Raw genomic sequence first — 22,267 nt, forward strand, 5'->3', positions numbered from 1 at the left:
TGCTTAGGCCTATAAAAAGGAGCATACATGTATCAAGTACTTGCACGGAAATATCGTCCTCGCAATTTTAATGAGCTAGTGGGTCAAAACCACGTCTCTCGAGCGCTAACCAGTGCTTTGGAGCGAGGACGTTTGCACCATGCTTATTTATTTACAGGAACGCGTGGGGTTGGAAAAACCACCATTGCCCGTATTTTGGCGAAGTGCTTGAACTGTGAAACAGGTGTGACTTCAACACCGTGTGAAGTTTGCCCAACCTGTACCGCCGTGAATGAAGGCCGTTTTATTGATTTAATTGAAATCGATGCGGCATCACGGACTAAAGTTGAAGATACGCGAGAGCTTTTAGATAATGTTCCTTATGCACCGACGCAAGGTCGTTTTAAGGTCTATTTGATCGATGAAGTACATATGCTGTCTACGCATTCTTTTAATGCTTTACTCAAAACATTGGAAGAACCACCTGAACATGTAAAATTCCTTTTTGCAACGACAGATCCGCAAAAGCTCCCAATTACTGTGATCTCGCGCTGTTTGCAATTTACATTACGCCCTTTGGCTGTAGATGAAATTACTGAGCATCTGGGGAATATTTTAAATAAAGAAAACATCCAAGCCGAACAAGATGCGATTTGGCAAATTGCAGAGTCTGCCCAAGGCTCATTACGTGATGCACTTTCTTTGACAGATCAGGCAATTGCTTACGGTCAGGGTGCTATCCAGCACCAAGATGTCAAAGAAATGTTGGGTTTAATCGACCGTACCATTATTTATGATCTGATCCTTGCGATACATCAAAACCAAAAACAACGGGTGAGTGAGTTGCTGATGCAATTCCGCCAGCAAGCACTGGATGTATCTTTAGTTTTGGATCAGCTGATTTCGACTTTACATGAGTTGGCTCTATTACAATATTTGCCAGAACTTAGTCTCAAATATAGTGCTGAAATTAATAAAAAAATCATGCAATTGTCTCAGCAAATTGCTGCACAAGACTTACAACTTTATTACCAAATTGCATGTAAAGGGCGTGCTGAATTACAGCTAGCAGTCACCCAAGAGCAAGGCTTTGAAATGTCAGTGCTGCGCATGTTGGCGTTCCGTCCATTACAACCGAATGAAGTACTGGTAGTTCAGACGAATAGCGCTGTAGTTGAATCTGTACATCAAGCGGTAATACCGAGTGCTGATCCAGAAACGACTTTGCAGCAAGATGCTCAAATTGCAGATGTTGAAGTAGAATTTGAAGATGCTGCAATAACTCAGAATGCAGAACCTGAGTTTAAGCCTGGACTTGATGATGTCGATCTTTCAGAAAGCGTCGAAGATAATAAACCATCAGTGGACTCATCTCAGCAATCTGATCAAATCGTTTTCGATCCTTCCAGTGATGAAGTGTTGTTCGATTTAGATGAAGCAGACGAATTTAATGCACAAAGCAATGACGATGAGCCAAATAGTGATGATTTCTTATTTGATGAAATTGTACCGCTAGACCTAGAAAGTCAAAATGAAGCATCCGTTGAACCTGCCGCAGTAATAGCTGACGCTGTGCGAGCAGAGTCTTCTGATTTAGCAAATGAAGTGCTTTCAGTTGCTAATGTTGAGGACACCCAAGTTGTAGAAAATGAAAGCCAGCAAACAGTTGCTACTATTGTAGAGTCTGCTCAACTTGAACAGGTTTCATCTGCATCAGTCGATTTAATGCCGCAAGATATTTTACAACTTCAACCGCAGCAGTTAGTCGGTGAGTGGACAGTAGAGAAGTGGGAGTACTGGTTCAGAAGCAGTGGCTTATCACCCGCGGTACAAGAGTTGGCTCAGCAAGGTTTAATGGCTGGACAAATTAATGCAGAGTCTGTGTTTATGATTCCACAGCGTTATGAGCAACTCCTCACCCAATTACGTCATATTTTAGAAGATGCACTCAAGGCTGAATGGCCGCAGACGCGTTTTGATGTGAAATATGCAGAAGTTGAAACGATTACGCCGTACACCATGCAGGCGCAGCGCAAGCAAAAAGCATTTCAACGTGCGCATGAATTACTACAAAATGAAGACACGGTCAAAGGCCTTGTACAAACTTTTGATGGTGAATTGCAGAATATCCAACTTAAGTAATGCCATGGTTTAAGTAGAGGCGCAAAGCACTCCGCATTTCAGAGGGGATCGGGGTGCTTTTTCGTGTTTCACGGTCTACAAAGACATGAACAAAATGTCCTTGAGCTGAAGCAGTTTCTTGACCAAATTTGAAAATGGCAAGTTCGTATGTGAGTGAAGAGTTCCCTATTTTGGAAATAGTCACACCAACATCAATAATCTCAGGATAAGACAACTCATGTAAGAAACTGCATGCTGAGTCGACCACTAAACCAATAATAGGGGATTGGTGAATATCAAAATTTGCTTTTTCTATCAGTAAGGCATTTGCGGCAGTATCAAAATAGCTATAGTAGGTGACGTTGTTGACATGGCCATAGAGATCGTTGTCCGACCAACGTGTCTGAATCGGTAAAAAATAATGAAATTGGTCACGTGTCTTTGCAGCTTGTCTCATCGTTATTATCCTTAAAAATCATCTTATAAATAACCTAAGTTAATTATATGGCTTAGCTGTAAATGGCTTGATAAATTTCGCGTGCCTGTTGCCACTCTAGTTCTCTTGGGTTGTTTTGTAGTAGGCGTGTTTGCAACATGGCATCGGTTGCAAGCTGATCTAGACTGTGTTCAGAAACATTTAATTCTTTGAGTTTTAAGGTTAAACCACTGCGGTCTAAATGGTTTTGCATATGATCGACGAAAAGATCAGAAAGACCATCGGTACAGCCTGTACTTTTTGGGTCGAGCCAGCAGATCAGTTCCGCATAATGTTGCTTAGCTTGGGGGAGGTTAAACTTTAAAACCTCTGTCAGCACTAAGGCATTACTGTGTCCATGAGAAATGTGAAAATGACCTCCCAGTGGATAAGCCAGCGCATGAACAGCACCTACTGGAGCATTGGAAAAGGCTTGTCCTGCCAACATCGAACCGACTAACATATTTTGTCGAGCTTCTAAATTTCGACCATCTTCTAGCACCAAACTGAGGTTCTGATTCAGCAGTTTTAAAGCCTGTTTTGCTAACATGTCTGCATAGGGGTTTTTCTTGATTTTAGAGGTATAGGCCTCAATCGCATGTACCATCGCATCAATGCCTGTAGCAGCACTAATATGACGCGGCAGGTTTTCAGTGAAAGTTGCATCCAAAATCGCCACATCGGCAAAAAGAACGGGTGCTACGATTCCAGTCTTTGTCGTTTCACCTGTGGTGACAATTGAGATCGGTGTGACCTCAGAGCCTGTCCCTGCAGTGGTAGGGACTAAAATTAAGGGTAGACGAGGTGCTTGGGCATTATTCATCCCATAAAGATCTGATAACTTTTGCTGCTGTGCAGGATGGCTCAGGATGGCAATAATTTTTGCAACATCCATAGAGCTGCCGCCACCAAAACCTAAAACGATATCTACCTTTTGCTCTTTGGCATAATTAGCCGCATTTAAAACAATTTGTTCACTTGGATCTGCTTCAACCTCACTGTAAATACTATAAGTGAGCGAGAGATCTTCTAATATTTCTAAGATGGGAAGATGAAGCTGATGCTTTAACATGCCTGCATCTGTAACCAATAACAGATGCTGATAAGGACGTGCTGTTAAAATGCCTCTGAGCTGTTGAATGCTGCCTAAGCCAGAAATAATATTCGGCACAGTTTGAAATTGAAATTGGTTCATATCAGCATCCTTTTTTATATCTTATCCAACAATATTGTTTTGTACTTCTATAGGATTCATCCTCTAAATAACTTAACATAAGACACTTGAAAATAAAGCTGTTTCGAGGTGGTTATGTCATTCACAGCGCCCTATAAGGTGTTATGTGTCTGTTTAGGAAATATTTGTCGTTCTCCTACGGCAGAAGTGGTTCTCAGACATTTTTGTGATGCACATCAGCTCAACATCGAAATCGATTCGGCGGGAACCAGTAATTACCATCCCAACAAAGCACCTGACTTGCGTAGTCAAGAACATGCTTTAAAACGGGGCTATGATTTATCCAGCTTACGTGCACGACAGTTACAGACCCGTGATTTTGTCCATTTCGATTTAATTTTGGCGATGGATCATCGTAATTTTGATGATATTCAAGCGTTGTATCAAACAGCGCAAACTGAATTTGGTGCTCAACCTCTCCGCGCTAAAGTTGCACTCATGTCTGAACATGACGCGCAGTATCCGCAGCAAGCATTACCTGATCCTTACTATGGTGGCTTTGATGGTTTTGAACGTGTTCTTGACCAATGTGAGTCGAGCAGCCAAGCGTGGATCAGTATTTTTAAACAACAATTTGAACAGTAATTAAGGTTCGTGCATGCAAATCGAAACACAAAAACAGCTTAAACCTTTTAATACGTTAAGCTTAAATGCGATAGCCTCTCATTATGTTCAAATTCACAGTCCAGATGAGCTTGTAGAAGCATTGGATTATGCACAGCAACACGCTTTGAATGTCATGATTCTATCTGGTGGAAGTAATATGCTGCTTCCTGCACAAATTAATGCTCTGGTTGTGCATATGAACATTTTAGGCGTAGAAAACCTGTCTGAAGATGCGAATACCAAAACTATACGGGTCGGTGCGGGTCAAGTTTGGCATGACTTTGTGCTTTGGACGACAGAACACCATTTATTTGGCTTACAGAATTTGGCATTGATTCCGGGCCTCGTGGGCGCATCTCCTGTACAAAATATTGGCGCTTATGGTGTAGAGGCCGGTGAGTTCATCGAAAGCGTGCAAGTCTATGACCGACAGTTGAAAACATTTAGCGATATTCAAGCTAAAGACTGTGCATTTAGTTATCGTCATAGTATTTTTAAAGATGATCCAAATCGCTATGTGATTACACATGTGACTTTTAAGTTATTGAAAAAAGAAGATTTGAAAATTAGCTATGGTGACTTAAAACAAGCCGTGGGTGATGAGCTAACAGCTTTTAATTTACAACAACAAGTGATTCAGATTCGTCAAAGTAAATTGCCTGATCCTAAAGAATTTCCTAACGTAGGCAGTTTTTTTAAGAACCCAATTATTAGTCAGCAAGCTTATGACCTTTTAGCCCAACATTTTGAAAAATTGCCACATTATCCGCAGCTGAATGGTGATGTTAAAATTGCAGCTGGTTGGTTGATTGATCAATCGGGCTGGAAAGGTAAGCAGCTCGGTGTTGTCGGGATGTTTGCTAAACAAGCCTTGGTTTTAGTCAATTATGCCAATGCAGATTTGAATGATGTACAGAGCACATACCGTGCAGTACAGCAGGATGTGTATAATAAATTTAAAGTTTTGTTGGAACCTGAGCCTGTGCTTTTTAATTCGGCGGGTCTCATCCAATCTCATCAGGATCATTAAGAGTATGAGTAAAACCCATAAAATGGTACGTTTAATGCAAATCACTTCGGTGCTGTTTGCATTTTTCGGCTGTTTAATGATTTTTATTTATACGCCTTTTTATTCTAAGCTGATCGTGGCGACATTGAATGCCTTTGTCCCTGTAGATGTCAATGAAGTTGCAGCACAGAGTCAAAAAATGGCAGCACTCAGTGAGCAAGAAAGCTTAGAACCGGGTTCTGATTTGTGGATTGCCCGCCAAGCGTACTTACAGTTGATGGAAGAGCAAATCAAAGAACATAATTCGCAAAACCTAACCACGATTCAGGCACGTTATAAAGCACTGCAAGAGTTGATTATTTCTGAACAGCGTGAAGAACAAGAAAAAGAGCAAAAGCCTCAAATTCCTTTGGTGGTTGAGGAGGCAAGTTCTGAGGTTGACCCGACTGAAAATGTCAAAGAACTGTTAGAGCTGAATAGCAAAGAAAATAAAGCCCTGATGGAACATTATCTCGACTTTTTAAAAACACATAAAGTTGAGACTGTAGAGGAAGAGCCGATAGATGAACAAATCTATCAGGACATCGCACAAATACATGCACAAAATGAAGAGAGAAAAGCGGCATTAAACATGCCGAATGCCATAGTCGTTTTGGGTGGTGGATTAACTTTAGACAAAAACCGTAAAGATATTGTGGTGAATGAATATACGCGACTACGTCTTGAAACCACTTTACAAGTAGAACAACAGTTTAAGTTGCCCATTGTGCTTAGCGGTGTCGAAGCCCCGTATATGCAAAAATGGTTAAAGGCACGTGGCGTCGATGCGAAACTATTGGAAGATCGTAGTATGAACACCTGCGAAAACTCGCGCTTTAGCTCTTTGCTGTTGCAGAAAAAAGGTGGCGCACCTAGAGTGATTTTAATTACAGATCAATATCATATGCCACGTACACGCCGTTTATTTGCTTTAAATGGTATCGAAACACAGCCGATAGAGGCGCCAATGCCGACCCAATTAACCCAATGGCGTCCAAGTGAACAAAATTATGATCATAGTCGCCGTGCCAATTATGAAATGCTCGCAACGATACGCGATGTACTGTTGGGTTCGAGTGACTGTCGGGAGATTCCATAATGCCTGAACTTCCTTTTTTAAATCCTTCGGTACTCAAACAACTTGAACTTCCTGTGCCAAGTCGTGAGACAACACCGCAGCTTTTAATGCCTTTGAATCTAAACCAGCCGTATGAGGCATCGGTGGAGATGGTATCTTATCGTCGTTTATACGGTTTAGATGCATTGGACTGTGATCACTGGCAAGGTTATGTTCAAATGCCTTTGTTTAAGCTGCATGTCCAAGTTTTTGCACCAAAAATTGAAAAAATCAAAGGTTCAGTCTGTCTGTTGCATGGTTATTTAGAGCATAGCGGAATTTATCAACCTATTATTAAAGAGTTGCTTGAACAAGGCTTTAGTGTATTGACCTATGATCTTCCGGGGCATGGACTCAGTGATGGATCACCTGCGAATATTCAAAATTTTGATCATTATCAAGATGTGTTACATGCTGTGGTACGTTATGTCAAACATGCAGAACAGCTACCGCAACCGTGGCTAGGCATAGGGCAGAGCACGGGTGGTGCAATTTTGATGCATCATTTGCTTGAGTTTGCCGAACGCCGTGAAAATCCTTATGTACAACGTGTCTTGTTGTTGTCGCCACTCATTCGACCTGCAAAATCCGCTTGGTGGCATAATTCAGTTGGATTAGGCATCATTCGTCGAATTAAACGTCAAGTGCCGCGTCATTTTAGGCGGAATAACCATAACCCTGAGTTCTTACGTTTTGTTCGTTTAAAAGATCCACTACAACCTCGCATGATGGGTATGGACTGGATTTTGGCTATGTCCAAATGGATGTTGGAAATGGAGCAGCGCCCAGCTTGTCGTATTCCAGTTTGGTTAGCTCAAGGTGCCTTGGATCAGACGGTAGACTGGCGTTATAACATTGAGTTTATTCGTGAAAAGTTCCGCCTACAGACCTTATTGATGTTGGAGGAGGGTTCACATCAATTGATCAATGAGCGTTCGGATATTCGTGCGGCATTAACAGGTCTAATCCCAGCCTTTTTACATGCGCAGGGTTCATCGAGTGGATATTACTAACATTCTGTGATTTCTCTTATCGAAAATAAAAAGGAGGCTTTATCAGCCTCCTTTTTATTTAGAAATGTTCTAATTTGGACATATTCCACATACGGAAATAGAAGTTCTCTTCATCTTTATTTTCACAAGACAGCAGTTCACCATCTTTTAACCAAAAATGTAGCTGCGCATAGTTTCGAATTTCTCGGTCATTAATGCGCTGTGCTAAATGGCGTGCTTTAATTTCTGCTGGATGTTTTAAGCCCGCTGAAGCAATCATTTCCGAAAGTGCTTTTAATGTGTTGTCATGAAAATGTAGTACACGTTCGGCTTTGGTGGGCACATGTAGTGCTTTTTGACGCTCTTTGTCTTGCGTTGCAACACCAACAGGGCATTGGTTGGTATGACAACTTTGTGCTTGAATGCAGCCCACCGCAAACATAAACCCTCGTGCAGAGTTCACCCAATCTGCACCAATTGCCATGGTACTGGCAATATCAAAGGCACTGACCAATTTACCACTGGCACCAATTTTGATCTGATCACGTAAACCAGCACCGACCAGTGTATTGTGTACAAAAAGTAAGCCTTCACGTAGTGGTACGCCCATATTATCTATCAGCTCGATAGGCGCTGCACCAGTCCCGCCCTCGGAGCCATCTACCACAATAAAATCAGGAATAATTTGGGTATGTAGCATGGCTTTGACAATGCTCATAAACTGCCAAGGCTGACCAATACACAGCTTGAAACCGACAGGTTTGCCTTCAGATAACTCACGCAGTTTTTGAATAAAATGCATCATCTGAATTGGCGTTTTGAAGGCAGAGTGACTTGAGGGAGAAACACAGTCATGATCACGACTGACGCCTCGTATTTCAGCAATCTCTTCAGAAATTTTATCTTTCGGTAGAATCCCTCCATGACCGGGTTTTGCTCCTTGAGATAGCTTGATTTCGATCATTTTGACTTGAGGTCGTTTGGCTTGAACGGCAAATTTTTCAGGGTCAAATTGACCATCTAGAGTACGGCAACCAAAATAACCACTGCCTAACTCCCAAACAATATCGCCTCCATACTCAAGATGGTACGGACTTAAACTGCCTTCGCCAGTATCATGGTAAAAACCACCCATTTGTGCTCCTTTGTTTAAAGCGCGAATGGCATTGGCGCTCAGGCTGCCAAAACTCATGGCTGAAATATTGAAAATAGAAGCACTATAAGGTTGTGAGCATTGCGAATTGCCCACTAAAATACGGAAGGTTTTAGGGTCGGCAGGTGTGCATGGGCTCAGTGAATGAGTCATGAAGCGGTAGTTGTCTGCATAGACATCGATAATGGAGCCGAATGGTTTATCTGCATTTTGGTTTTTTGCACGTTGATAGACCAAACTGCGTTGCATACGAGAAAAAGGCAGTGCGTCTTGATCGGCCTCAATAAAATATTGGCGAATTTCAGGGCGGAAATCTTCAAAAATAAAACGAAAGTGCCCCATAATCGGGTAATTCTTTAAGATTGAATGTTTATTTTGTAAAACATCATGCAAGCCAACAAGACTCAGTAAACCTGTGATCAGCCAAATACTGTTCAGTAAAGTGTCTGAAATAAAATAATTAATATAGATAGGGGTGCGGCTATAATGAAAAAAAGAAATGCTCAAAAAAATAAAAATACACAGTAGCCAAATGGAGTGCCGTGAAAAGAAAGTATTCAGTAATTTATGACGTATGGATTGAGCAGGGCTAGACATATGGCTGGGCATCCTTCCAGATTGTTTAGACCTAATGTGCCAAGTCTCTGTTTCATCTACAAGTAATAAATTGTTGTTACGCCCGTTATTATTTGCTGTGGGAATTCAATATTAAAATTATGGATAAATTTCATACAGATTGATATCTTTCAGAATTTAAAGTATATAAAATGAATATGAATAAGCGCTTATTGTTCAAAAGAAAAAATTATAAATTACTTACTTCTAGGGATAGGTTAGGCCAAGTTTGCATCGGTATAGTGTGGTTGAAGAATGATAAGAAAAAGGGGAAGCTTCAGTGAAAAATAAGGAAACTGTTTTGCCTGCACCTGTTTTAATCGTGGAAGATGAAGCCATGATTCGCTCGCGTCTAGATCTGATCCTGTCGGAACTGGGCTATAGTCAAGATATGCTGATTTTTGCTAAAAATTTAGCTGAAGCCATGCAAATCATTGCCTCACAACCAATTTCTTTAGCCTTAGTCGATTTAGGGTTGCCTGATGGAAATGGCATCACTTTAATTGAAAAACTCAGAGACATAGATGAAAGCGCATTAATTCTAGTGATTTCGGCATGGAGTACACAGCAAAGCTTATTTGCCTCGATTAAGGCTGGAGCGAATGGTTATGTACTAAAAGAACGTGATGATGCTGAAGTACTGATGTCGATACGGAGTATTTTGCGCGGTGGTGCACCGATTGACCCATTTATTGCTCGTGAAATATTAAATCAAATCTCGACCTCAAATACCCCACAAACTGAGCGGGTAGAGCAGTTAGATGGTCAGGACTATGACCAACTCACCAATCGAGAAACTGAAATTCTTAATTTAGTGGCGCAGGGTCTGAGTAATCGTGAAATTGCTGAGCAATTATTTGTATCACGTTATACCGTTGAAAGTCATATTAAGCATATTTACCGGAAGCTTTCCGTCACAAAAAGAACTAAAGCAGTCAGTACTGCACGTTCTTTAGGTATTTTATGAGAAATGGTTGGCTGAGTATTTTTATCACACTATGCTTGTGTGTGATTAGCTTTGCCAGTTCCGCGCAAACGAACTTTATTGTTAGTCCAACCTGTAAAGTAAATATCGATAAAATTTCTGCAGTGAAAACAAGTTCTATTGATGTTGTTCCAAAGATTGGGTGGGTCGAGGTCAAAAACCCTGATGTGTGGACAGAGCGTTGGCCATACTATGATGGTGGCGTTTGGTACCATTTTAATTGGCATTGGAGTTGTAAGGATAGTAATGAACTGAAGCAGCCTTTAGCATTTTCTGTGGAAGGCATGAGTAGCGCAGGCGCTGTTTTTTTTAATCGAAATTTACTTTGGAAAGATAAGCATTTAGTTGAGCCTCTATCCAAAAGTTGGAATACCCCGCGTTTTTGGATCCTTCCTGTCGAAAGCTTAAAACAAAAAAACAATGACATTTGGGTGTATGTGGTTGGTAATAGTTATGAAAGTCCGGGTTTAGGTAATCTAGAATTTTCTGATATCACAACAGCATATGATAAACAACAAAAACGAATTTGGAACAAGAGAGCACTGTTTCAAGTTAACTTAGTTATTTCTACTACCTTAGGGTTGGTGTGTTTTGTCATTTGGTTTTTTAGACGCAATGAAACGACATTTTTGTGGTTTTCTGTTAGCTGTTTGTTTTGGGTATTGTTTATTTGGAATGTCATCAATCGAGAAGTGTTTCCATATCCAAACTCCCTGTGGGTCATGAAAACTAATCTGACTTTTTTTGTTTTATACAATGTTTGCTTTTGCATTTACCTGCTGCGTTTTGTAAGAACAAAGTTTGCTGAGTTAGAAAAAACCTTATTTTTAGTTGCTGCGGTGTGTATTGTTACCATCTTATTTATCCCGAGCTTGATGGTTAATATCGTAACTGCGGTGATTTTCTTATTGTGCATTGTGCTCTTTATCGCATCATTCTTTTTTGTGATTTATCGTGCTTATAAAACGAAGCGCCCTGATTATATTTTATTGGCTGTTTGTTTAAGCGTGATTCTTATAGTTATGCTTTATGATATTTCACTACTTTTTGATGGTCATATTAATGACCATCAGCCCTTGTCACCGTATACCTCACCGGTGATCACATTTTTTATCGTGATTATTCTCGCAACGCGTTTAGATAGAAATATCAAAAAAATACAAAGATTTAATACTGAGCTTGAGCAGAGGGTAAGCTTTGTGACCAGTAATTTGTCCTCTAGTTTATATGCACGACACCAATTAGAGATTGAAAATGTTCGTCTACAGGAGCGTATTCATTTAGCGCATGATTTGCACGATGGTTTGGGGGCATCTTTGGTTCGTTCCATGATTTTGGTGGATCAGAGCGCTAGTACCATGTCGAATCAACAATTTTTATCCATCCTCAAATTACTTCGAGATGATTTAAGACAAATTATTGACAGCGGTTCTTTAACCAATAACAAAACGCCAGATAATCCTGTGTTATGGATTGCTCCTGTTCGGCATCGGTTTAGTCAGATCATGGATGAGCTAGATATGGAGGCGACTTGGAGCATTCCGGAGGCATGGGAAATACAACCGACGGCACTACAATGTTTGACTTTAATTCGTGTGCTTGAAGAAAGTCTGACCAATATTATGAAGCACAGCCAAGCACGGCATATTGATGTAAAAATGTATTATCCAAGTACAACTCACTTGGTCATGATTATTCAGGATGATGGCGTAGGTTTTAATGTGGAGTGTGTGCTTAACCACGGGATGGGCATTGGTATGCGCAGTATGAAAATGCGTTTAGAAAAAATTGGTGCTGAGCTCAATATCGAATCTGAAAAAGGCTGTACCAAAATTATTGCCAGTTTAAGGTTTGGTGAGGGAGAAAGTGCTGAGTAGATTAGATTCCTCAGCACTTGGTTTGCTTAAGCTTCGTCAGGTGGGAGTAGCATTAAGACGGATTCGTTCATCAGCATTGCAATGTCTTCTAGAATATCGGCATCATATAAGCTTTCATCAAGTAACAGTGCTTCACCATCTGCTAAATTCTTAAGTAATGGTGTAAATTGCTCTGAAATGCATAGCCCTTCACCATTGGCCCAAAATAAGAATGCACCTTCATCGTGAGTATACAGTAGGCGAGAAGCGGGTTCTAAGATCAATTGATAACCTTGGTCTAAAATACCTTCTAAATCTCCTGTGCCAATTTCTTCAGCATCAGGAATGTTTTCAGGGTACTTTGGCTCTGACATCAAGGTCATAATAGCATCTTCAAGCAAAGTTGAATTTTGTAGCTGAGCCAAAATTTCTGCCTTTAAATAATCCAATTCGTTTTGTGTTAGTTGACCGATCGGGCTTTGTTGGTCACGGACAATATCGAGCAATGGATTACGCAGCAGAGCGTTATCAGACAGTTTATCGCCTACACGGTCTACCATGTCGGTGACGTTTGGCATACGGAAGCCAAAAGAGAAGGTCAGACAGTCATCTTCGGCTACACCATAATGTGATAAACCCGGGGGTACATAAAGTAGATCACCTGGTGCTAATACTTCGTCAAAATGTACGTCAATTTCAGGCAGTAATTTTAAAGGTTGGCCTGCAACAATCTCAGATTCAGCATCGCACATTTGACCCAACTGCCAACGACGATGACCATAACCTTGAACTAAAAAGACATCGTAAAAGTCAAAATGCTTTCCGACAGAGCCACCTTTAGGCGCATAAGACACCATGATGTCATCACGGCGCCACTGCGGAATAAAAGGAAATTTTTTCCACAGTGCTGCTAAGTCAAAAGAGTAGTGATCTACGGCTTGAACCAATAAAGTCCAGAGTTTTGGCATCTTTTGGAAGTCAGCTTTTAACAGCGGTGAAGACTTTACCGACCACTGATTTGGGTCACGGTCTTTTTGTTTGATGAGACGAGCTGTGACATTTTCATCTAAAGCCAGTTCCATAATATCACTAGGTTCTAAAATATTGATAATTTCAGGCAGCGCGTTGCGGACCAATAATGGCTTTTTTTGCCAATATTCAGCAAGGAATTGTTCAGCTGTAATACCGCCAAGAACATCAAGAGATTGGGACATGGAAATAGCCTAAGCAAATTTAAAACAATATTGTGACTATTGTCTTATGATCGAAGGTCTATGTGCAAGTATCGTTAGATTTATTTAAATAAATTGAGTTTGTCTCAGTCGTTATGATTTCAGGAATCAAAATTTTTACAGCTGGACTGCTCCCAGTATCCTAGACATTGAAGTAGCCTCATTTTGCAGCTGCCTCGAATGCTTCTGGACTCATCCCATCAAGATGCGAATGGCGCCTGATTCGATTGTAAAGCATCTCGATGTAATCAAACACATCCGCACGCGCCATTTCGCGTGTTTTATAGATTCTCTTTTTAATTCTTTCCTTCTTTAAGCTACTAAAAAAGGATTCTGCAACGGCATTATCCCAGCAGTTTCCTCTGCGGCTCATGCTAGGTATTAAGTTATGCTTCTGACAGAATTTTTGCCAGTCTCCGCTACTGTATTGTGAGCCTTGGTCTGAGTGTATGATCACAGGTTCATTAGGTCTGCGTCGCCATACTGCCATGAGTAGAGCATCAAGTACGATATCTTTGTCAAGCGTAGATTTCATTGACCAACCGATCACTTTCCTTGAATATAAATCAAGAACCACAGCCAGATATAACCAGCCTTGCCATGTGCGAATATAAGTAATATCAGTCACCCACGAAGTATCAGGTGTATTTACAACAAACTCTCGATTTAAATGGTTGAGTGGCACAATCTGAGGACGGCCTCGACCATAGCTTTTATGTTTCTTATACCCTCGTATAGTTGTAATACTATTGTTTTTCATGATCTTTAGTACACGATTAGGTCCACAACCCTCACCTAATTCTTTAAGGTCTAAAGTAATGCGTCTGTAACCATAGATACCATAGCTGGCATCATAAGAAGAACGAATGAGCTGTAATAAACGATTGTCTTCAATGGTTCTACTTGATTCAGGTTCATGTAGCCAAGCGTAATAACCAGCGCGAGCGATCTTTAATACCCGACACATCGTTTTAATCTTAAATTGATGGCTGTATTCAAGGATGAATTGATACTTCACTCGGGCTGGCTTGCAAAGCGGCGTGAAAGCAGTGCTTTCACTTTAAGATATCTCGTTCCTCTTCTATCTGTTTAAGCTGACTTTTAAGGCGGAGGATTTCTTTCTTTGCTTCAAGCAGTTCATGTTCATCATGATTGTTGTGTAATGGATGTACAGCTTTAAGCCATTTATAAATACTGTGCTGTGATACACCTAAACGATCTGCCACATCACTGACAGAATATCCTCGTTCAGTAATCAATTTTACAGCTTCATCTTTAAATTCTGGGGTATAACGTTGTCCACTCATAATGTTTTCTCCTATGCAAAAAGAATAGACCATATTTGTCTAGGAGAGTGGTGGCAGTCCAATTACGCTATACCGTAGTCTATTCATTCGAATCTACTTTAAACGAGTCATTCAAGCTTATCTCTCAGCAAATTCATCTAAAAATCTTTGAGCGATTGGCTATATATTTTATTCATGTTGTTGTTACATTTAATGCTAAGAATTGAACAGCGACATTTGCTGCTGTTCAATTTATTGGGGAAGTAACTAAAAATACTGCTACAGAATTAAGGCACAAGTACTTTTAATTCACGCAGAATATGACACAACTGAATCATAGGCATACCCATCAATGTAGTTTGATCTTGTCCCATCATTTGTTCAAATAAGCTAATACCAAGGCTTTCACACTTGAAGCTTCCAGCACACATCAGTGGTTGTTCAACTTCAACATAACGCTGAATTTCAGGCAGTCCCAGTTTACGGAACTTAACTTTATAGTGCTCAACCAGACTACGTTCAAAACCTGTTGAATGTTGCTGCACGCTGAGTGCGGTACTGAAGTAGACAATTTTGTCCGAATTGGCCTGTAGCTGTTTAATGGCTTTTTCAGTACTCAATGGCTTCCCAATAAAAATATCGGGTGCACCTTCACGCCACGCCACTTGATCTGAACCAATCACGATTGCTTCAGGGTTTTGTGACGCAATGACATGCGCTTTTTCATAAGCCAATCGTTTGGCTAAATCATCGGCATGGCTTTCACCACGAGGCGATTCGTCTATATCAGGCACAACGCAGCGGTAGTCTAGACGTAAACGATTCATGAGGTCTTTACGAGTTTGACTGCTTGATGCCAAGATAATTTCTGAAGTATTCATTCGACTGCATATTCCATAAGCACATTCAGCGGGACATAGGAGAGTACAGCTTGATGGCAAGCTTGAACTTTAACAGGAGGTGCAAAACCGGCCTGATATGCTTCTACCCAACGTGTCACACAGATACACCAAAAATCACCAGGTTGTAGACCTGGAAAGTCAACTTCAGGTACAGGGGTAATGAGATCATTACCCACTCGCTGAGAAAAATTTAAAAACTCAGAGGTCATTTCGACACAGATTGTGTGTTGTCCCAAATCGGAAGGTGCAGTATGACAAAAACCATTACGGAAATATCCCGTGATCGGGGAATAACAACAGCTGGCTAAAGGTTCACCCAAAACGTTTAAACGGTTTAGATTTGGATCAGGATGAATAGACATAAATGCTAAATCTAGTGAGACTTTTCACTATGATAGCAAAACTTTGCCTTTCGTTTGCTTTTCTGCAAAAGAAGCTAACCTTTTTCTGCATAATCATTTAAAATCGACGCGATTTTTATATAGAAAGAGAGCTCTACATGAATTTTCAGCGTATGACTGACCTCGATTTAACGGGTAAACGTGTTCTTATTCGCGAAGATTTAAACGTTCCTGTTAAAAATGGTGTGATTACAAGCGATGCACGTTTACGTGCCGCTTTACCAACAATTAAAGCAGCGTTAGCACAAGGCGCAGCACTAATGGTTTATTCTCACCTTGGTCGTCCAGTTGAAGGTGAGCCAAAACCAGAACAATCATTAGCGCCTGTTGCTGCGTATTTGACTGAAGCATTGGGTCAAGACGTTCAATTAGTGACAGATTACCTTGATGGTGTTGAAGTTGCAGCAGGTCAAGTGGTACTCCTTGAAAACTGCCGTTTTAACGCGGGTGAAAAGAAAAACAACCCAGAACTTGCAGCAAAATATGCAGCACTTTGTGATGTATTTGTGATGGATGCATTCGGTACAGCGCACCGCGCAGAAGCATCAACTGAAGGCGTGGCACGTTTAGCGAAAGTTGCGGCGGCTGGTCCTTTATTGGCGGCTGAGCTAGATGCACTTGGTCGTGCATTACAAACACCTGAAAAACCAATGGTTGCTATTGTTGCGGGTTCTAAAGTATCGACTAAGTTAGATGTGTTGACATCACTTTCTGATATTTGTGATCAATTGATCGTGGGTGGTGGTATTGCCAATACGTTCTTGGCAGCAGCAGGCTTCAATGTAGGTAAATCATTGTGTGAAAATGATTTGATTGACACCGCAAAAGCAATTGCGGCAAAAGTTTCTGTACCGCTTCCAACGGATGTTGTAGTAGCAGATGCTTCTGAAATCGATTTTGCAGACTTCTTAGGTTCATTGGCTGCTGCTAAAGCTGTCGTGAAAAAAGTTGAAGATGTGACTGACAATGACATGATTTTGGATGTAGGTCCAGAAACAGCAAAAGCATTTGCAGACATTTTAAAAACGTCAAAAACGATTCTTTGGAATGGTCCAGTGGGCGTATTTGAAGTTGATCAATTCGGCGAAGGCACAAAAACTTTATCTTTAGCGATTGCTGAATCTGCTGGCTTCTCTATTGCAGGTGGTGGTGACACTTTGGCTGCTATTGATAAATACGAAGTTGCAGACAAAATTGGTTATATCTCAACCGGTGGTGGTGCATTCCTTGAATTTGTCGAAGGTAAAACACTTCCAGCAGTTGCAGCGCTAATAGAGCGTGCACAATAATTATTGTGTGCTAATGCTGTTGTAAAAAGGTTGACTTCGGTCAACCTTTTTTTATGGGCTTAACAAATCTATTCATCATTCAGTCATGAAAATGAAATATTGCTGAAATAAACTACAGGGCATTAAATCATCTGTTCTAGGAAAACATTATGAATTTAAAAATGACCCTTGCTGCACTTTTGTTAGCACCATTGGCACTGACTGCTTGTAAGAAAAATGAAGCACCAGAGCAAACCGCTGCGGCATCTGAAACAGCAGCAGTTGAAGAAGCTGTAACGGCTGAACAACAAGCGGCAATTGATGCGATTGATCAGCCAGAGTTGGATGAAAAGAACAAAGACATTCCTGCTGAAGTTGCAAATGCACCAGCCGATGCTGCAACAGCAGATCCTGCGGTAGAGGCTTCGGCAGCTACAGCACACTAAATACACGCGAATTTCGTAAAAAGTCCCTGCAATTGCGGGGATTTTTTTTAAATAGTGTTATTTGTTGCTGAATTGAAACCTTTGAGCATGTAGAATATGTCGCATCAACTGGGAGGACATTATGGCTCTTATTTCATTGCGCCAGCTCTTGGATCACGCCGGCGAACATGCTTACGGCGTACCAGCATTCAACGTAAACAACTTAGAACAAATGCGCGCAATCATGCTTGCAGCAGATGCGACAAATTCACCTGTTATCGTACAAGCATCAGCGGGTGCGCGTAAATATGCAGGTGCTCCATTCTTACGTCATCTTATTTTGGCTGCAATTGAAGAATGGCCACATATTCCAGTGGTAATGCATCAAGACCATGGTACAGATCCAGACGTTTGCCAACGTTCAATTCAATTGGGCTTCTCATCTGTGATGATGGATGGTTCATTGGGTGCAGACGGTAAAACACCAACAACTTATGAATATAATGTTGATGTAACACGTCGTACAGTACAAATGGCGCATGCATGCGGTGTTTCAGTTGAAGGTGAAATCGGTTGTTTAGGTAGCCTTGAAACTGGTATGGCGGGTGAAGAAGATGGTGTAGGCGCTGAAGGTGTTCTTGATCATTCTCAACTTCTCACTTCAGTTGAAGAAGCACGTCAGTTTGTTGCAGATACCAATGTGGATGCACTTGCAATTGCAGTGGGTACTTCTCACGGTGCGTACAAATTTACGCGTCCACCTACAGGCGATATTTTGGCAATTGACCGCATTAAAGAAATTCATGCGGCGCTTCCAAATACCCACCTTGTGATGCACGGTTCAAGCTCTGTTCCTCAAGAATGGTTAGCGATCATTAACCAGTACGGCGGCGACATCAAAGAAACTTATGGTGTTCCTGTTGAGCAATTGGTTGAAGCAATTAAGCACGGTGTTCGTAAAATTAACATCGACACAGACTTGCGTTTAGCATCGACTGGTGCAATGCGTCGTATGATGGCTGAACAACCAAGCGAATTTGACCCTCGTAAATTCTTCGCGAAAACTGTAGACGCAATGAAACAAATTTGTGTTGACCGTTATGAAGCATTTGGTACTGCGGGTAATGCCGACAAGATTCGCCCAATTTCTTTAGAGAAAATGGTTGATCGTTATAAATAATTCTTTTTGAATCATTTATATTGGAAAAGCCCACCCTGATGTGGGCTTTTCTATGTGTGTTTATATTCGAGGCGACAATAATAAGAGTGTGCTATGGAACTGATATTTGCTGCGGCCTGTTGTAGTGTGGTGGTCTCCATTCTTTTAAAATGGGGCAAAAACAAAGGATTTGATCCGATCCAGATGATTAGCTGGAACTATGCTTCAGCCAGTTTGCTGTGTTACTTCTGGTTTAAACCTGATCTAAGCCACGTTTCTATTTCAAATACTCCGTGGTGGCTGATTGTCGTGCTTGGTGTCTTGTTGCCGAGTGTATTTTTATTTTTAGCTAAATCTTTACAATATGCAGGCATTGTCAAAACAGAAATCGCACAGCGTTTGTCGGTGATTTTATCTTTATTGGCGGCTTATTTTATTTTTCAAGAACAGTTTAATCAGCTCAAAATTATCGGGGTGGTCTTGGGGCTTGCCGCCGTGATGTGCATTTTATTTACCAATGCCTCTGGTGGTGGAGAAGGTCAAAAACAGGCCGTGTGGTATCTAGCACTAGTCTGGTTTGGTTATGCGCTGATTGATGTCTTACTCAAATATACAACAGGGCTGGGTGTGCAGTTTTCCGTTGCGTTAAACCTGATGTTTATTTGTGCATTTTTGCTGTCAGTCAGTTATGTTGCCGTGACTACGAAAAATATCGGCTTAACCAAGAACGTCGTGGCAGGTCTATGTCTTGGCGTGTTGAACTTTGCCAATATTGCACTTTATGTCAAAGCTCATCTGCTACTGAAGGACAGCCCAGCAGTGGTCTTTGCGGGCATGAATATTATGGTGGTGCTGTTAGGCGTATTCAGCGGACTACTGTTCTTTAAAGAGAAGCTCAAACTCGCAACAGCAATCGGATTGGTGTTGGGTATTACAAGCGTGGCTTGTTTAGCTTATGCAATGTCTGTTTAAAATAGATCTGCACAAAGGAAAAAGGGTGTTTGAGTAGATCCTCAATCACTGCAATTCCTAATAACAGTCCTGGTTGCTCACAATTGGGGCAATCGGGATAGTGAGGGCGCATGATATGTTGATACTGACCTAAATAGATTTTATTACAGTGTGCACATTCAAACTTCATCGGCATATTAGGCTTAACAGACATCAGCAACCTCACTATTTTTGTTTTGACATTGAACATGATGAAGCAATTCTCAGGCCCAAAATATAAAAGGGACTGAAGTCCCTTTTATATACAAACAGCATTACAGCTGCGTGAAAATATCTTCTTTGCTTAAACGAGACTTTGGCAATTTTGCATTGAAGTCAGCATCACTACGATAGCCTAGTGTGAGCAATACAGAAGGGATTAGACCTTGTTCGGCTAAACCTAGCTCTTCACTAATAATGGATTCATCAAAACCACCAATTGGCGTCGCATCAATTTTTTCAATACCTGCAGCCAATAGAATTTGACCTAAAGCAATAAAGGTTTGGTTTTCGGCCCAACGCTGCACATCACCTTTTTCATTGCGGTAATAGTTGACATAACCTGAACGACTGTCTTTTTGGCCTTGCTTAGCGGCATCATCTTTAAAACGACCATGTAAGTCATCTTGATGCAATAAATTTTCCAAATGTTGCTCAGAAATATCGGCTTTGGTGCAAAATAAAATTGTATGTGATGAATCTAGCACTTTGGGGGCATTGTATGCGTATTTACCTACTAGCGCTTTTGCAATCCGCTCTTTGGCGTTTGTGTTTTCTGCAATGAAAAAGTGCCAAGGCTGGATGTTGATAGACGATGGCGTTAAGCGGAGAATTTCTAATAGTCGAGTAAACTGTTCATGAGGGATCTTTCTATTTGGGTCATAAGCTTTGGTGGTATAACGACTTTTTGAAATATTTAGCAGATCCATAATCGCACTCGATTTATTGTTGATGTCTCATTCTAACCGATGAAAGGAGACTTGTGATCACGCTACAACTCGAACAGACTTAGATTTTAGTTGAATATGTGTGTGGCTGAACACGCATTTAAGCACCTGTGAATAAAGTATTTACATGAAAAGTTTTTTATTTCAAACAGATAAAATAATAAAAAAGTCATTCTATTAAAAAATGGACTACTTTTGCTTAAATCTTGACAACCTAGTATAATGCAGACTACGAGTAGGTATTGTTCCTACTTTTCTATGATATAGCTGATTGTGATCTATCTGAGTTCAGGCATATGACTTGAATATCATCATTGTAACTACAGAATTATTATTCAAAACCCGTTTTATTAATCTCTTTGTTCCATCACAAAAAGCTCACTTAGTGAGTTAAAATTTTGACAACTTTAAATACATGGCGTGTTGCTACAGCCGTAAATGGTAGTGAAATCAATGTAAAATTGGTGCCACTTAAACGTCAACAGAATACAAATCATGGTTTAATCTGGGTGGAAGTGGGGCATATGATTCAACTTGAATCTGGCGAAACTCTTCCAATGAACTTAGATGGTTTGAGCTTTTATACCGGTGTTAATCAATTGTATCGTCTAAATGAGTTGAATTAAGGCGGTAAGTACTTGAGTTAGCATTATGTATAATATTGATTGGTATCGCAAAAAAATGGCATTAATACTGCCATTTTTTTAATGCCAAATTTTGTAGATGATCATTCGCATTAATTTCTAAAATCTGAGCGGAATCTTCTTTCCAGTCACCGAGTACAATTCTCTTTTTCCCATCGACATCATGAATATTGGCGCGGTGGGTGTGTCCGTGAATCAGTAAATCCGCATTGCTTAATGCTGCTTGAACAGCATCTTGATTCACATCCATGACTTCATAGCTTTTAAACTGTTGCGCTTGACGGCTTTTTTTACGGAATCCATTGGCCAGCTTTTGTCTAAAGCCAAGCGGTGTACTTTTTAAAAACTTCAACAGAAGTGGATTACGGATAATTTTACGAAAGCGCTGATAGGATACGTCGTCCGTGCACAGTAGATCACCGTGTTCAATACGAATGGTGTAATCTGAAAGTTTGAGTGTGCAAACTTCAGCTAACAGTTGGCCATTAAATTGGTCGAGGAACTGCTGTCCTAGGGCAAAATCACGGTTACCAGTTAAGAAATAGATGTGATTGCCTGCATTTGAAAATTGCTTTAAAACGCGAATGATTTCATCTAGCCAAGGAGCAGTGTAGTCGTCGCCAATCCATGCATTGAACCAATCACCTAAAATATATAGCTGAGTATTCTTGTTTTTATAAGCCTCTAATAAATCTAAAAACCCCCGAACGAGTCGAGGGTGATCTGGTGACAAGTGTAAATCAGCGATAAACAAATAGGTCACGGAAGTTTCCATTTTAATTTAATCTCCCTAAATCCCTCTTTTAAAAGAGGGACTTCCTCCCTTTTTTAA

At 40.7% G+C, this 22,267-nt stretch carries 22 protein-coding genes; 12 read left to right on the forward strand and 10 right to left on the reverse strand.

What is annotated here, in order from left to right:
- Nucleotides 1–27 precede the first annotated feature (27 nt).
- Complete coding sequence (gene dnaX / locus PTT44_RS05875; protein WP_168159223.1) at nucleotides 28–2,121, forward strand: DNA polymerase III subunit gamma/tau; 2,094 nt, start codon at nucleotides 28–30, stop codon at nucleotides 2,119–2,121.
- Here dnaX and PTT44_RS05880 read toward each other — a convergent pair.
- Entirely contained in the window at nucleotides 2,114–2,557 is a 444-nt protein-coding gene (locus PTT44_RS05880; RefSeq protein WP_168159222.1) for an acyl-CoA thioesterase, read from the reverse strand. The two genes, dnaX and PTT44_RS05880, sit on opposite strands and share 8 nt — an antisense overlap.
- 52 nt (nucleotides 2,558–2,609) lie before the next feature.
- Nucleotides 2,610–3,770 carry an iron-containing alcohol dehydrogenase gene (locus PTT44_RS05885; protein WP_168159221.1) on the reverse strand — a complete coding sequence of 387 codons (1,161 nt, stop codon included), beginning with the start codon at nucleotides 3,768–3,770 and terminating at the stop codon, nucleotides 2,610–2,612.
- Between the two features lie 114 nt (nucleotides 3,771–3,884).
- On the opposite strand from PTT44_RS05885, the gene PTT44_RS05890 reads away from it, so the two are divergent.
- From PTT44_RS05890 to PTT44_RS05905, 4 genes are read left to right on the forward strand one after another with little or no spacing between them, the layout of a single operon-like run.
- Nucleotides 3,885–4,394: a low molecular weight protein-tyrosine-phosphatase gene (locus PTT44_RS05890; RefSeq protein WP_151835629.1), complete on the forward strand. Its 510-nt coding sequence runs from the start codon at nucleotides 3,885–3,887 to the stop codon at nucleotides 4,392–4,394.
- 13 nt (nucleotides 4,395–4,407) lie between these two features.
- On the forward strand, nucleotides 4,408–5,445 hold the full coding sequence (murB, locus tag PTT44_RS05895; RefSeq protein WP_168159220.1) for a UDP-N-acetylmuramate dehydrogenase: 1,038 nt from the start codon (nucleotides 4,408–4,410) through the stop codon (nucleotides 5,443–5,445).
- 4 nt (nucleotides 5,446–5,449) lie between these two features.
- Nucleotides 5,450–6,562 carry a YdcF family protein gene (locus PTT44_RS05900; RefSeq protein WP_168159219.1) on the forward strand — a complete coding sequence of 371 codons (1,113 nt, stop codon included), beginning with the start codon at nucleotides 5,450–5,452 and terminating at the stop codon, nucleotides 6,560–6,562.
- The gene (locus PTT44_RS05905) at nucleotides 6,562–7,593 is read left to right on the forward strand and encodes an alpha/beta hydrolase (protein WP_004696940.1); all 1,032 of its coding nucleotides are present in this window, start codon (nucleotides 6,562–6,564) and stop codon (nucleotides 7,591–7,593) included. The genes PTT44_RS05900 and PTT44_RS05905 overlap by 1 nt, the downstream gene beginning before the upstream one ends.
- 58 nt (nucleotides 7,594–7,651) lie before the next feature.
- Here the strand turns inward: PTT44_RS05905 and PTT44_RS05910 are convergent, their stop codons facing one another.
- The gene (locus PTT44_RS05910) at nucleotides 7,652–9,322 is read right to left on the reverse strand and encodes an FMN-binding glutamate synthase family protein (protein ID WP_168159218.1); all 1,671 of its coding nucleotides are present in this window, start codon (nucleotides 9,320–9,322) and stop codon (nucleotides 7,652–7,654) included.
- A 298-nt stretch (nucleotides 9,323–9,620) separates the two neighbouring features.
- Between PTT44_RS05910 and PTT44_RS05915 the strand changes: the two genes are divergently transcribed.
- Both PTT44_RS05915 and PTT44_RS05920 read left to right on the forward strand, forming a co-directional pair.
- Complete coding sequence (locus PTT44_RS05915; protein WP_148825979.1) at nucleotides 9,621–10,307, forward strand: LuxR C-terminal-related transcriptional regulator; 687 nt, start codon at nucleotides 9,621–9,623, stop codon at nucleotides 10,305–10,307.
- A complete protein-coding gene (locus tag PTT44_RS05920; RefSeq protein WP_168159217.1) occupies nucleotides 10,304–12,202 on the forward strand; it encodes a sensor histidine kinase in 1,899 nt (632 codons plus the stop codon). Before PTT44_RS05915 ends, PTT44_RS05920 begins: the two co-directional genes overlap by 4 nt.
- A gap of 26 nt (nucleotides 12,203–12,228) precedes the next feature.
- Here the strand turns inward: PTT44_RS05920 and PTT44_RS05925 are convergent, their stop codons facing one another.
- The 4 genes from PTT44_RS05925 to PTT44_RS05940 all read right to left on the reverse strand — a co-directional run bounded on the left by PTT44_RS05925 (nucleotide 12,229) and on the right by PTT44_RS05940 (nucleotide 15,963).
- Nucleotides 12,229–13,395, reverse strand: a complete 1,167-nt coding sequence (locus PTT44_RS05925) for a ribosomal protein uL16 3-hydroxylase (protein ID WP_273795560.1) — start codon at nucleotides 13,393–13,395, stop codon at nucleotides 12,229–12,231.
- A 178-nt stretch (nucleotides 13,396–13,573) separates the two neighbouring features.
- A protein-coding gene (locus PTT44_RS05930; protein WP_435781935.1) for an IS3 family transposase occupies nucleotides 13,574–14,720 on the reverse strand; the annotation gives its coding sequence in 2 pieces (ribosomal slippage) (nucleotides 13,574–14,470 and nucleotides 14,472–14,720; 1,146 coding nt in all).
- A 266-nt stretch (nucleotides 14,721–14,986) separates the two neighbouring features.
- On the reverse strand, nucleotides 14,987–15,580 hold the full coding sequence (locus PTT44_RS05935) for a Maf family protein (RefSeq protein ID WP_058869697.1): 594 nt from the start codon (nucleotides 15,578–15,580) through the stop codon (nucleotides 14,987–14,989).
- Nucleotides 15,577–15,963 (reverse strand): DUF2237 family protein, encoded by a 387-nt coding sequence (locus tag PTT44_RS05940; RefSeq protein WP_004984725.1) that lies wholly within the window; start codon nucleotides 15,961–15,963, stop codon nucleotides 15,577–15,579. Before PTT44_RS05940 ends, PTT44_RS05935 begins: the two co-directional genes overlap by 4 nt.
- 137 nt (nucleotides 15,964–16,100) lie before the next feature.
- Between PTT44_RS05940 and PTT44_RS05945 the strand changes: the two genes are divergently transcribed.
- The 4 genes from PTT44_RS05945 to PTT44_RS05960 all read left to right on the forward strand — a co-directional run bounded on the left by PTT44_RS05945 (nucleotide 16,101) and on the right by PTT44_RS05960 (nucleotide 19,826).
- Nucleotides 16,101–17,291, forward strand: a complete 1,191-nt coding sequence (locus PTT44_RS05945; RefSeq protein WP_058869696.1) for a phosphoglycerate kinase — start codon at nucleotides 16,101–16,103, stop codon at nucleotides 17,289–17,291.
- A gap of 149 nt (nucleotides 17,292–17,440) precedes the next feature.
- Nucleotides 17,441–17,716 (forward strand): hypothetical protein, encoded by a 276-nt coding sequence (locus PTT44_RS05950; protein ID WP_004696954.1) that lies wholly within the window; start codon nucleotides 17,441–17,443, stop codon nucleotides 17,714–17,716.
- A 121-nt stretch (nucleotides 17,717–17,837) separates the two neighbouring features.
- Entirely contained in the window at nucleotides 17,838–18,875 is a 1,038-nt protein-coding gene (fba, locus tag PTT44_RS05955) for a class II fructose-bisphosphate aldolase (RefSeq protein ID WP_004984718.1), read from the forward strand.
- A 93-nt stretch (nucleotides 18,876–18,968) separates the two neighbouring features.
- Complete coding sequence (locus PTT44_RS05960) at nucleotides 18,969–19,826, forward strand: DMT family transporter (RefSeq protein ID WP_168159214.1); 858 nt, start codon at nucleotides 18,969–18,971, stop codon at nucleotides 19,824–19,826.
- Here PTT44_RS05960 and PTT44_RS05965 read toward each other — a convergent pair.
- Together PTT44_RS05965 and nfsB are read right to left on the reverse strand one after the other, a co-directional pair.
- A complete protein-coding gene (locus PTT44_RS05965; RefSeq protein ID WP_168159213.1) occupies nucleotides 19,786–20,019 on the reverse strand; it encodes a hypothetical protein in 234 nt (77 codons plus the stop codon). The two genes, PTT44_RS05960 and PTT44_RS05965, sit on opposite strands and share 41 nt — an antisense overlap.
- A 100-nt stretch (nucleotides 20,020–20,119) precedes the next feature.
- Complete coding sequence (gene nfsB / locus PTT44_RS05970; RefSeq protein ID WP_125274350.1) at nucleotides 20,120–20,773, reverse strand: oxygen-insensitive NAD(P)H nitroreductase; 654 nt, start codon at nucleotides 20,771–20,773, stop codon at nucleotides 20,120–20,122.
- Nucleotides 20,774–21,189: 416 nt separating this feature from the next.
- Between nfsB and PTT44_RS05975 the strand changes: the two genes are divergently transcribed.
- A complete protein-coding gene (locus PTT44_RS05975) occupies nucleotides 21,190–21,417 on the forward strand; it encodes a hypothetical protein (RefSeq protein WP_004696967.1) in 228 nt (75 codons plus the stop codon).
- A 61-nt stretch (nucleotides 21,418–21,478) separates the two neighbouring features.
- Here PTT44_RS05975 and PTT44_RS05980 read toward each other — a convergent pair whose 3' ends face one another.
- Nucleotides 21,479–22,198 carry a UDP-2,3-diacylglucosamine diphosphatase gene (locus PTT44_RS05980; RefSeq protein WP_168159334.1) on the reverse strand — a complete coding sequence of 240 codons (720 nt, stop codon included), beginning with the start codon at nucleotides 22,196–22,198 and terminating at the stop codon, nucleotides 21,479–21,481.
- Nucleotides 22,199–22,267 lie beyond the last annotated feature (69 nt).

It is taken from the genome of Acinetobacter sp. Gutcm_16, from assembly GCF_028649355.1.
Lineage (GTDB): Bacteria > Pseudomonadota > Gammaproteobacteria > Pseudomonadales > Moraxellaceae > Acinetobacter > Acinetobacter johnsonii.

What these genes read in the sequence shown, in the direction of transcription:
- dnaX (WP_168159223.1), top strand. Translation starts at nt 28, where the DNA reads ATGTATCAAGTACTTGCACGGAAATATCGTCCTCGCAATTTTAATGAG.
- PTT44_RS05880 (WP_168159222.1), bottom strand. Translation starts at nt 2,557, where the DNA reads ATGAGACAAGCTGCAAAGACACGTGACCAATTTCATTATTTTTTACCG.
- PTT44_RS05885 (WP_168159221.1), bottom strand. Translation starts at nt 3,770, where the DNA reads ATGAACCAATTTCAATTTCAAACTGTGCCGAATATTATTTCTGGCTTA.
- PTT44_RS05890 (WP_151835629.1), top strand. Translation starts at nt 3,885, where the DNA reads ATGTCATTCACAGCGCCCTATAAGGTGTTATGTGTCTGTTTAGGAAAT.
- murB (WP_168159220.1), top strand. Translation starts at nt 4,408, where the DNA reads ATGCAAATCGAAACACAAAAACAGCTTAAACCTTTTAATACGTTAAGC.
- PTT44_RS05900 (WP_168159219.1), top strand. Translation starts at nt 5,450, where the DNA reads ATGAGTAAAACCCATAAAATGGTACGTTTAATGCAAATCACTTCGGTG.
- PTT44_RS05905 (WP_004696940.1), top strand. Translation starts at nt 6,562, where the DNA reads ATGCCTGAACTTCCTTTTTTAAATCCTTCGGTACTCAAACAACTTGAA.
- PTT44_RS05910 (WP_168159218.1), bottom strand. Translation starts at nt 9,322, where the DNA reads ATGTCTAGCCCTGCTCAATCCATACGTCATAAATTACTGAATACTTTC.
- PTT44_RS05920 (WP_168159217.1), top strand. Translation starts at nt 10,304, where the DNA reads ATGAGAAATGGTTGGCTGAGTATTTTTATCACACTATGCTTGTGTGTG.
- PTT44_RS05925 (WP_273795560.1), bottom strand. Translation starts at nt 13,395, where the DNA reads ATGTCCCAATCTCTTGATGTTCTTGGCGGTATTACAGCTGAACAATTC.
- PTT44_RS05935 (WP_058869697.1), bottom strand. Translation starts at nt 15,580, where the DNA reads ATGAATACTTCAGAAATTATCTTGGCATCAAGCAGTCAAACTCGTAAA.
- PTT44_RS05940 (WP_004984725.1), bottom strand. Translation starts at nt 15,963, where the DNA reads ATGTCTATTCATCCTGATCCAAATCTAAACCGTTTAAACGTTTTGGGT.
- PTT44_RS05945 (WP_058869696.1), top strand. Translation starts at nt 16,101, where the DNA reads ATGAATTTTCAGCGTATGACTGACCTCGATTTAACGGGTAAACGTGTT.
- PTT44_RS05950 (WP_004696954.1), top strand. Translation starts at nt 17,441, where the DNA reads ATGAATTTAAAAATGACCCTTGCTGCACTTTTGTTAGCACCATTGGCA.
- fba (WP_004984718.1), top strand. Translation starts at nt 17,838, where the DNA reads ATGGCTCTTATTTCATTGCGCCAGCTCTTGGATCACGCCGGCGAACAT.
- PTT44_RS05960 (WP_168159214.1), top strand. Translation starts at nt 18,969, where the DNA reads ATGGAACTGATATTTGCTGCGGCCTGTTGTAGTGTGGTGGTCTCCATT.
- PTT44_RS05965 (WP_168159213.1), bottom strand. Translation starts at nt 20,019, where the DNA reads ATGTCTGTTAAGCCTAATATGCCGATGAAGTTTGAATGTGCACACTGT.
- nfsB (WP_125274350.1), bottom strand. Translation starts at nt 20,773, where the DNA reads ATGGATCTGCTAAATATTTCAAAAAGTCGTTATACCACCAAAGCTTAT.